We start from the raw sequence: 9,539 nt of genomic DNA on the forward strand, positions 1-9,539 counted from the left end.
AGTCGGAATCTAGGAACCACCGCCCACAATGGTGACCACTTCCAGCACATCGGATTCCACCACCGGCTGGGTGGGCCAGGCCTGTCTGGGCAGGATCGTGCCGTTGAACTCCACCACCACCAAGCGGGGCTTGTAGCCCAGTTCCAGCAGGGCCTGCTCCAAGTTGAGCCCGGCTGAGCAGGCTCGCTGATCGCCGTTTACCTGCAGCCTGATCACGAAGCCGGCACCTCAAGTGCTGCCAGCAGCTCGGCAGTGGCGGCAGCTGGATCAACCGCCTCGGTGATCGCCCTCACCACCGCAATCCGCTGGGCTCCAGCAGCCCGCACCGCCGCCACCTTGCTGGCATCGAGCCCGCCGATGGCAAAGAAGGGGAGCGGACTAACCGCCGCGGCCTGGCGCACGTAATCGAGCCCCACCGGCTCCCGGCCGGGCTTGGTGGGGGTGGCTTCCACCGGGCCGACTCCGAGGTAGTCGCAGCCATCGCTGACCGCCTGCTGCAGCTGGTCCAGGGCATGGGTGCTGCGGCCAATTAACCGATCGGGGCCCAGCAGCTGGCGCGCCACCGCCGGCGGCAGATCCCCCTGGCCCAAGTGCACCCCATCGGCCTCCACCGCCAGGGCAATATCAATTCGATCATTCACCAAAAACAGGGCGCCATGGGCGGCGCAGAGTTGGCGCAGGGCCCGGGCCTGGCTGAGTTTTTGCAGGTCATCGAGACCGGCGGTCTCCTTGGCGCGGTATTGCACCAGGCGTACCCCGGCCCCCAGTGCGGCGGCCACCACCCCCTCCAGGTCGGGCACTGGAGAGGTAACTAAATAGAGCTGGCAGCTAGCCAGCAGCTCTCGGCGGCCCGCCCCGCCCGCAGCGGCCAGCCGACAGGCCTGCAACAAATCCACTTCCAGGTCGTAGAGCAGATAGCGCAGAGCTGAGGCCTCCTCCGCCAGGAGGGGATCACTGCTGCGCCCAAATTCCTCCAACACCCGCAAAGCCTCCTGCACCCGGCCGGCGTTGGCACCCACCACGGCGCTGGGGCTCGATCGCTCCGCTTGGGCCGGATGGCCGAGGCCCGCGGCCGGATCGGTAGCGGTGTGGCGCGCAAATTTGTAGGCATCGCGATGCAACCTGCCCAGCCGCTGGCGCATGTCCTTGGTGCGCACCACCAAATCGCCCCGATCGAGGCCAAAGCGGGCCCAATCTTCCAGCACCCGCAAGCCCTCCCGAGCCCGATCGAGGTTGGCATCGAGCAGCCGGTCGCGAGCTGGGCTGGAGAAGCTGTCTAGGGTGGGATCCATCACACAGTGGGCCAATGGCAGGCGAGCCAGGCAATCCAAATCGGGCCAATTCCGACAGCCCGATGCTGGTGCTGATTTCAGGGATTCTGCTGCTCGGCGGGATCGCAACCTTCATTGGCTGGGGCCTCACCCACGCCTATCCCGGCGCTTAAGGCGCGGGCCAGTTGGGCATCGGCGGCAATCTGGGCTGCGAGCTGCTCAAAGCTGGCGAAGGTTTGCTGGCGGCGCAACAGTTGCAGGGGCTCCACCACCAGCTCCAATCCCTCAAGCTCCAGCTGTCGATCGAGCAGGTGCACCTCCACCGCCGAAGGGGCGGTGGGATCCACCGTGGGCTGGGGGCCGAGGTTCATCACCGCCGGCAGCATGGCCCCACCTTCCACAGACGCAGTCGCTGCATAAACCCCCTCCAGCGGCAAAAACTTACGGCCATCCACCTGCAGGTTGGCGGTGGGCCAACCGAGTTGCTTACCAAGCCCGCGGCCACTCACCACCAGGCCGCTGAAGCGATAGGGACGCTCCAGCAAGCGGCGGGCCTCCGCCAGATCTCCGGCCCCTAGGGCCCGGCGGATGCGGCTGCTGCTCACCCGCTCCTCACCATCCCAGAGCATCGGCAGCACCTGAACCTCGATGCCGTGACGGGCACCAATCACCGCCAAGGCCTGAGTGTCGCCACTTCGGCCGGCCCCGAAGCGGAAGTTGTCACCCACGACGACCCGCTGGGCCGCCAGCTGGCCCACCAGCACCTGCTCCACGAAGGCCTCGGGGCTGAGGGCGGCCAGCTCCCGGCTGAAGGGCACCAGCACCAGCTGCTCAATGCCCAGGGGCTCCAGCAGATGCAGCTTTTCAGCGGGCAGGTCTAGCCGTAAGCGCGCCTCGCCGTGCAGCACCTCGCGGGGATGGGGCCAAAAGCTCACCACCGTGGGAATCGCCGCCGCTTCGTTGGCAGCCGCAGCAGTAACCGCCGCGATGACGCGGCGATGGCCCTGATGCAGGCCATCAAAGCTGCCGAGGGCGATGGCCGTGGGGCGCAGGGCCTCCTGGGGGGATCGCAGGGGTATCAACGCTACGGAACCCAAAGGCAACGGGAGCCAAATCGATCCTCCCATGGCACCTTTGGTTCACCCATCTGGATGGCTGAATGGCTGACCGCCTCGACCTGCAGCTAATCGCCGCGGCATTGCGGCGCCTGGGCTGGATTCGGCTCTGGTCCCAGGTGGTGCTGGGGGTGGTGGTGGTTGGGGTGCTGCTTTTCAACAACATCGGCGGCCGCCTGGCGGCCAATTCAGCCCGCGCCCTCGGCCTGGGGCCTGGAATCTCGCTCACCACCATCGCCTTCCTGCTGCTGCTCTGGTGCATCTGGCAGAGCTGGCTGGTGGTGCGCTGCGGCCGGGCCCTCAATTCGCCGGTGCGGCCCAGCAAGGGTGAAACCTCGAGGCTGATCAAGCGGGGCGTGCTGGCCGACCTGGCCGGCATCACCCTGGCGGTGCTGGGCTATCAGTCGCTGGCCGGCAGCCTGTTTGTGCAGGCCTCCCAGCAGGTGCCCGGCTTCTTTGGTGCCCAGATCCAGTCGACCCCTGGCGTGGCCGGGCGAGTGATCGGTCTACCGATCACCTCGATCGAGATGCTGGCCGTGCTGGGCAACACCCAGGTGCTGTTTGCCCACCTGATCGGGCTCTGGATCAGCCTTTGGCTGCTGCAGCGGGTTTACCGCACAACCTGATCAAGGCCGCTCACCAAACCGGCAGATCGGCCGTGCGACCGCGCCAGAAGATGTCTGGCTGGAGCGGCGTCAGTGAGACCCCACCGGCATTGATCTGGGCCACATCGGTGGGCCAGGCCGCCGGCCCAGACACCTGGGCCTCCAGATCGTTGACCACCTCCCCCGCCAGCCAGTAGTAGCTGCGGCCGCGGGGGTCTACCCGCTGCTCGAACTGGTCGGTGTAGCGACGCACCGCTGAATTGCACCAGCGCAGCTCTCCAATCGCCTCAGCCGGCCGGGGCGGCACATTGAGATTGAGCAACATGTTGCTGGGCCAACCCTCCGCCAGCATCCGCTCAGCCACATCGAGGGCGAGGCGTGCCGCTGGCGCAAATTGGCGCCATTGAAAGTCGGCACTACTTACTGCCAGGGCGGGAAGGCCCTCAATCGTGCCCTCCATCGCCGCACTCACCGTGCCGGAATACAGCACATCTGTGCCCAGGTTGGGGCCGTGGTTGATGCCGGAGAGCACCAGATCCGGCCACTCATCCAGCAAGGAAAACAGGGCGAGCTTGACGCAGTCCGAGGGGGTACCGCTGCAGGCCCAGGCCTGGACGCCATCATCGAACAACTCATCAGCCCGCTCCGCCCGTATTGGGGTCTGCAGGGTGAGACCGTGGCCCGTAGCGGAGCGCTCCTGGTCAGGACACACCACACTCACCTGGTGGCCGCGGGCCAGGGCCGCATTGGCCAGAGTTCGAATGCCTTCAGCGAAGACCCCGTCGTCGTTGCTGATCAGGATCTTGAGCGGTGCCATCGGGCCTAACGCCATTTAGCCGCAAGGTAACTGGGGCGGCTCCTTACAGTCAGCAATCCCTCCGCCCCTGCCGTGAGCGCCACCGTTTCCCTGCAGCAGCTCACCGACCAGCTCCAGGCGCTGGAAAGCCAGGCTGCAGCAGAGATCTCCACCGCCAGCACCGCTGCTGAACTGGAAGAACTTCGAGTGGGACTGCTCGGCAAGAAGGGGCGCCTTTCTGGCGTGCTCGGCGCCATGGGCAAGCTGCCTGGCGATGAGCGGCCCCTGATCGGCCAAAGGGCCAACGTGCTCAAAGAGCAGGTGCAGGCGCTCCTTGGCGAGCGGCTTTCGGCAGTGAAAAGCGCAGCCATGGCCGAGCGTCTCGCCGGCGAAACCATTGACGTCACTGCGGCCTGCAGCTTCACGCCGCCGGGCCACCGCCACCCCTTAATAAGCACGATCGAAGAGATCGTCGACATCTTTGCCGGCCTGGGATATCGGGTATCGGAGGGGCCTGAGATTGAGAGCGATTACTACAACTTCACGGCCCTCAACATTCCCGAGCATCACCCCGCCCGGGACATGCAGGACACCTTTTATCTGGGCGATAGCCAACTGCTGCGCACCCACACCTCGCCTGTGCAGATCCGCTACCTGGAGAACAACCCACCGCCAGTGCGGGTGATCGCCCCAGGGCGGGTGTATCGCCGCGACGCCGTGGATGCCACCCACTCGCCCGTGTTCCACCAGGTGGAGGTGCTGGCGATTGATGAGGGGTTGGACTTCAGCCACCTGCGCGGCACCGTCACGGCCTTTCTGCAACAGTTCTTCGGCGACCTACCGGTGCGCTTTCGGGCCAGCTACTTCCCCTTCACCGAACCCAGCGCCGAGGTGGATGTGCAGTGGCGTGGCCGCTGGCTGGAGGTGATGGGCTGCGGCATGGTCGACCCCGCCGTGCTCACCGGTATGGGCCTCGATCCAGAGCGCTGGAGCGGCTTTGCCGCTGGCCTGGGCGTCGAGCGCTTCTGCATGGTGCGCCACGGCATCGACGACATTCGCCGCCTCTACACCAGCGACCTGCGCTTCCTGGAGCAGTTTTAGTTGGGCGGTTTGATTGGAGCCCCATAAACTCGGGCAGCCCCTCGCTTCCCGATCGGTGCCCCGCGTCGGACTGATCGTGAATGACGGCAAGGACCTCGCCCTGTCCACCGCCGATGCCATCGAGGCGCGCTTTACGGCGGCGGGCTATGGCGTGGTGCGGGTTAGCAGCTCCGGCGGCATGGTGGGTTTTGCCAACCCCGACCAGCACCTGCGCACCCGGGGCTATGCGGCCTGCGTGCCGGCCGGCTTCGACCGGGACCTAAGTCTGGCGGTGGTGCTGGGCGGCGACGGCACCGTGCTTTCAGCGGCCCGTCAAACGGCTCCGGTTGGCGTCCCGATCCTCACCATCAATACGGGCCATCTGGGCTTTCTGGCGGAGGCCTACCTGCACCAGCTGGAGGGGGCCCTGGAGCAGGTGCTCTCCGGCGAGTGGACGGTGGAGGAGCGCACGATGCTGATCGTCAGCGTGATGCGCGGCGAGCAGCGGCGCTGGGAAGTGCTCTGCCTCAACGAAATGGCCTTGCACCGCGAGCCGCTCACCTCGATGTGCCACTTCGAAATCGCCATCGGTCGCCATGCGCCGGTCGATATCGCCGCCGACGGGGTGATCCTTGCCACCCCCACCGGCTCCACCGCCTACGCCCTCAGCGCCGGCGGACCAGTGATCACCCCCGACTGCCCGGTGCTGCAACTCACGCCGATCGCACCCCATTCGCTGGCTTCGCGCGCCCTGGTGTTCAGCGACCGCGAGCCGGTGACGGTGTTTCCCGCCACGCCTGAGAGGCTGATGATGGTGGTGGATGGCAGCGCTGGTTGTTACATCTGGCCGGAGGATCGAATCCTGGTGCGCCGCAGCGAGCAGCCCGTACGCTTCGTGCGGCTGGCCGACCACGAGTTTTTCCAGGTGCTGCGCAACAAATTGGGTTGGGGCCTGCCCCACGTGGCTAAGCCCGGCAACGGCACGGCGCCATGAACGATTCCCACATCCTGCTGCTGGGCCCGGAGGCCGAGGCCCTGGCGCCACGGCTGGAGGCTTCCGGCTACTCGTGCTGCAGGGAGCCTGTGCCGGCTGGGGCAACCCCAGATGCGGTGCTGCTTTCCAGCGGCGATTCGGGCCGCATCGCCTCCCTGCGAGAACAGTGGGGCCCCATCCCCGTGCTGCTGGATGTGGGCGACGACACGGTGGAGGCGCGGGTCCACTGCCTCAGCTCAGGAGCAGACGACTTCTGGCTTTCGAGCCTCGGCCCCAGCGACCTGCTGATGCGGCTGCGATTGCATCTAGATCTCACAAGCCGCGCCAATGTGCCGGCCCAGCTACTGCAGGTGGGCGACCTGGTGCTGAATCCCAGCACCCGCCAAGTGAAACGGGGAGCGCGGCCCGTGGGCCTGACGGCCAGGGAATACCAGCTGCTGCTGCTGCTGCTGGAGCGCAAGGGCACTGTGGTGAGCAGGGAGTTGATCCTGCGCCAGGTATGGAACGACGGGCAGGACAGCAACAGCAGCAACAGCAGCAGCAACGTGATTGAGGTGTATGTGCGCTACCTGCGCCAGAAGCTGGAGGAGGGCGGCGAACGACGGCTGATCCACACGATCCGCGGTCAGGGCTATTGCCTGAGCGAGCGGCTGCCCCAGCTGGAGGCCCGCGAATGAACGCCAGATGCGGCTGGGGGCTAGCCCTGCCTGGGGTGGCTGCCCTGCTGTGCGGCTTCACGCCGCCGCCCCAATGGCTGCCGATCACGGCCCGCTGGTGCCTGGCGCCTGATCGCTGTATCGCCCTGGAGGTGGCCGACACCCCCGAAAAGCAAGGCAGGGGACTGCAGCTGCGGCCGGCGCTTGCGCCATTGCGGGGCATGTGGTTCCCCTACAACCCGCCGTCTCTGGCGCGCTTCTGGATGCACCGCACCCCCGAACCCCTCGACATGTTGTTTGTGCAGGGCGGCCGGGTGGTGGCGATCGAAGCCCACACCAAACCCTGCCTGCACCTGCCCTGCCGCAGCTACGGCCCTGATCAGGAGGTGGACGGCGTGCTGGAGCTTGCCGCCGGCCAGGCCGCAGCCCAGGGCATCCAGGTGGGCAGCCTGGCGCGGATAGAGGCGCTAGGAGGCCAGGCGGCACCCTGAGCTACAGCCGGTAGCCATCCTGATGACCAGAATGGGAAACATTCAAGCCGGGGATCCCATGCCCGCCACCGCACCACAGCCCCAGGGCCGTTGCCCAGAGCGCCTGCGGGCCATCGGCGAACGCATCCGGCGGAGACGGAAGGCGCTTGGTATCAGTGCGATGGCCACCGCGGCAGCGGGCGGGATCTCCAGGGTGACGCTGCACCGCATCGAGACGGGCGCAACCTCGGTGACGCTGGGGGCCCTGATGAATGTGCTGGATGCCCTCGATCTGTCCCTGGGCCAGTTGGAGGGTCCGGAGGATGCCGAAGCTGGAGCACCAACCGCAACCAGAGCGGAGACGATCGAGCTAGCTGCCTATCCCCTGCTGCAGCAACTGGCCTGGCATGTCCAGGGCAGCGGCAGCCTGAACGCATCGGAAGCGGCCTCTCTCTATGCAAGCCAGCGCAGGCGACTGGATCTGGAGCCGCTGCAGCCAAACGAGCGCCAGCTGATCACCGCGCTGAATCTCACCATCCCGGAAGCTGATGTTCCGGCTTGAGCACCACCGCCGGATCGCCAGCCTGCTGGACCAGCTCAATGCGGAGCTCCTGCAGCAGCACCACTGCCTGTTCGGCGGCGGCACGGCCATTGCCCTGCGCTACGGGGAGTTCCGCCAGTCGGTGGATGTGGATCTGCTCGTCTCAGACCGGCAGGGCTACCGAGAATTGCGGCAGCTGATCCGGCGGGACAACAGCCTGAGGGCACTTTGGAAGGATCCCCAAACCCCCCTCGAGGAGAGCCGCGAACCGCTCACCGACCAATACGGCATCCGGGCAGGCGTGGTGGTGGCGGGGGTGGCCATCAAGCTGGAAATCGTGCTGGAGGGCCGGATCAGCCTGGAGATGCCCAGCGAGGAAGACGCGATCTGCGGCATTGCCTCCCTCACGCTGAACGACCTCATCTGCAGCAAGCTGCTGGCCAATTCCGACCGCTGGAACGACGACGGAGTCTTCAACCGTGATCTGATCGATCTGGCCCACATACCCCTGACCCAAACCATCTGGCAGCGGGCGCTGGCCAAGGCGGAAGAGGCTTATGGCGATGCAATCCGCACCGATCTGGGCAAGGCCCTAGAGCGGCTGCAGCAGCGTGAAGGCTGGCTGGAGCGCTGCCGTCAGGTGCTGGCGATCGAGGCCCCACGGGCCGCGCTGTGGCAGCGCTTGCTCAACCTGCAGCGGCTGGCAGCCGCCCCTTCAACACCAGCACGGGATTAAGCGGCGCCAGGCGGGTGCCATCGGCCAACGGGGCCCCCCGCCAGGCCTGATGCTGAGACACCGCCACCCGGCAGCCGGCCTGTTCAAGCAGCGGCCGCAGCTCCGCCAGGGCTTCCACGGTGGCGAGCGGGATCACCGCCATCCCGCCGGGCCGCAGGCGCTGCAGCACCGCCGCCAGCACCGCCGCGCGCTCGCGGCCACCGCCGCCGAGCAGCACCCGATCCGGATCGGGCAGCTCCGCCAGGGCTTCGGGGGCCCGGCCCTCCAGCACGCCGGTCGGTCTCACCCCCAACCGCTCGGCATTGGCTGCGATCAGAGCTGCAGAGCCGCCGCGGGCCTCCAGGGCCCAGAGCGCCAGGCCAGGCCGCAGCCGCAGCGCCTCGAGCCCCACCGAACCCACGCCGGCGCCGATATCCCAGAGCACGCCGCACTCGGGCAGCTCCAGATCAGCCAGCAGCTGAATGCGCACCTCCCGCTTGGTCATCAAGCCGGGGCGGTCGTCGTGCTGGAGGAACAGGCCGTCTTCAAGGCCAAACAGGGGGAGGGCTGCGGGATCAGCCGGGGGCGCCGGCGGCTCAGCGATCAGCAGCACCAGATGCAGCGGATCGAAGTCGGGCGGCAGGGGTGCCCCGGGGAGCAGCCGCTGCATCCGCTCCGCCGGATGGCCCAGCCGCTCGCACAGCCAGAAGGCATAGGCCGCCTCCAGGCCAGAGGCCGCCAGGATTCGCCGCACCTCTTCGGCGCCGCCGCGGCTGGGGTCGGTGAGCACCGCCAGGGCAGGTGGTCGCTTCTGCAGGGCGGGGGCCAGGGCTTCGGGGTCGCGGCCGTGCAGGCTGATCCAGCTGGCGTCCTGCCAGGGGCGGCCGAGGCGGGCAAAGGCCAGCTGGAGGGAGCAGGGGGCGGGATGAAAGCGCAGCTGGGCGGCCGGAAAGCGCTGCAGCAGCAGGCGACCGATGCCAAACCAAAGCGGGTCGCCACTTGCGAGCAGCACCGCCGGCCGGCCCGTCGCCAGGGCCTGCTCCAGCGGGCCGAAAATCTGCTCGGTCCGATCGCTGGCCAGGAGCTGGGGGCAGGGGTTCCCCGCCGGGATGCGGCCGGCCCCCTGTTCCTCCTGCCACCAGGGGCCAAGCTCCGCCAGCAAGCGCTGGGGGGCAAGCAGCAGCTGGGCTGCCCGCACCAAGGCGAGGCTGGGGGCCGGCAGCGCAGCCAGCCCTCCGGCATCGGTGCCGACCACCTCCAACACGGCCTGCTGAGCCAGGGCGCCCCACGGTCACT

At 67.6% G+C, this 9,539-nt stretch carries 12 protein-coding genes; 7 read left to right on the top strand and 5 right to left on the bottom strand.

Annotated features, from left to right (window positions below; all coding sequences use genetic code 11):
- Positions 1-9: 9 nt before the first annotated feature.
- From thiS to KBY85_RS01045, 3 genes are all read right to left on the bottom strand, one after another.
- A complete protein-coding gene (gene thiS, locus KBY85_RS01035) occupies positions 10-213 on the bottom strand; it encodes a sulfur carrier protein ThiS (RefSeq protein WP_254937815.1) in 204 nt (67 codons plus the stop codon).
- Positions 213-1,292: a thiamine phosphate synthase gene (locus tag KBY85_RS01040; protein ID WP_254959715.1), complete on the bottom strand. Its 1,080-nt coding sequence runs from the start codon at positions 1,290-1,292 to the stop codon at positions 213-215. The genes thiS and KBY85_RS01040 overlap by 1 nt, the downstream gene beginning before the upstream one ends.
- A 77-nt stretch (positions 1,293-1,369) precedes the next feature.
- On the bottom strand, positions 1,370-2,353 hold the full coding sequence (locus KBY85_RS01045; protein ID WP_396121793.1) for a bifunctional riboflavin kinase/FAD synthetase: 984 nt from the start codon (positions 2,351-2,353) through the stop codon (positions 1,370-1,372).
- A gap of 77 nt (positions 2,354-2,430) precedes the next feature.
- Between KBY85_RS01045 and KBY85_RS01050 the strand changes: the two genes are divergently transcribed.
- Entirely contained in the window at positions 2,431-3,012 is a 582-nt protein-coding gene (locus KBY85_RS01050; RefSeq protein ID WP_254959717.1) for a DUF3611 family protein, read from the top strand.
- 10 nt (positions 3,013-3,022) lie between these two features.
- Here the strand turns inward: KBY85_RS01050 and surE are convergent, their stop codons facing one another.
- Positions 3,023-3,808 (bottom strand): 5'/3'-nucleotidase SurE, encoded by a 786-nt coding sequence (gene surE / locus KBY85_RS01055; protein WP_106502229.1) that lies wholly within the window; start codon positions 3,806-3,808, stop codon positions 3,023-3,025.
- A 72-nt stretch (positions 3,809-3,880) separates the two neighbouring features.
- Here surE and pheS point away from each other — a divergent pair, with 72 nt between their 5' ends.
- Genes pheS through KBY85_RS01085 form a run of 6 tightly spaced genes read left to right on the top strand, consistent with a single transcriptional unit; the run spans position 3,881 to position 8,264 of the window.
- Positions 3,881-4,888, top strand: a complete 1,008-nt coding sequence (pheS, locus tag KBY85_RS01060) for a phenylalanine--tRNA ligase subunit alpha (protein WP_254959719.1) — start codon at positions 3,881-3,883, stop codon at positions 4,886-4,888.
- Between the two features lie 55 nt (positions 4,889-4,943).
- Entirely contained in the window at positions 4,944-5,861 is a 918-nt protein-coding gene (locus tag KBY85_RS01065) for an NAD(+) kinase (protein WP_254959720.1), read from the top strand.
- The gene (locus KBY85_RS01070) at positions 5,858-6,538 is read left to right on the top strand and encodes a response regulator transcription factor (protein ID WP_254959721.1); all 681 of its coding nucleotides are present in this window, start codon (positions 5,858-5,860) and stop codon (positions 6,536-6,538) included. The genes KBY85_RS01065 and KBY85_RS01070 overlap by 4 nt, the downstream gene beginning before the upstream one ends.
- Positions 6,535-7,008 carry a DUF192 domain-containing protein gene (locus KBY85_RS01075; protein ID WP_254959723.1) on the top strand — a complete coding sequence of 158 codons (474 nt, stop codon included), beginning with the start codon at positions 6,535-6,537 and terminating at the stop codon, positions 7,006-7,008. The genes KBY85_RS01070 and KBY85_RS01075 overlap by 4 nt, the downstream gene beginning before the upstream one ends.
- A gap of 58 nt (positions 7,009-7,066) precedes the next feature.
- Complete coding sequence (locus tag KBY85_RS01080; protein ID WP_254959726.1) at positions 7,067-7,549, top strand: helix-turn-helix domain-containing protein; 483 nt, start codon at positions 7,067-7,069, stop codon at positions 7,547-7,549.
- On the top strand, positions 7,536-8,264 hold the full coding sequence (locus tag KBY85_RS01085) for a nucleotidyl transferase AbiEii/AbiGii toxin family protein (RefSeq protein WP_254959727.1): 729 nt from the start codon (positions 7,536-7,538) through the stop codon (positions 8,262-8,264). The genes KBY85_RS01080 and KBY85_RS01085 overlap by 14 nt, the downstream gene beginning before the upstream one ends.
- Here the strand turns inward: KBY85_RS01085 and cbiE are convergent.
- Positions 8,215-9,507 carry a precorrin-6y C5,15-methyltransferase (decarboxylating) subunit CbiE gene (gene cbiE / locus KBY85_RS01090; protein ID WP_254959729.1) on the bottom strand — a complete coding sequence of 431 codons (1,293 nt, stop codon included), beginning with the start codon at positions 9,505-9,507 and terminating at the stop codon, positions 8,215-8,217. The two genes, KBY85_RS01085 and cbiE, sit on opposite strands and share 50 nt — an antisense overlap.
- Positions 9,508-9,539: the final 32 nt, after the last annotated feature.

This window comes from Cyanobium sp. BA5m-10, from assembly GCF_024346255.1.
GTDB lineage: Bacteria > Cyanobacteriota > Cyanobacteriia > PCC-6307 > Cyanobiaceae > Cyanobium_A > Cyanobium_A usitatum.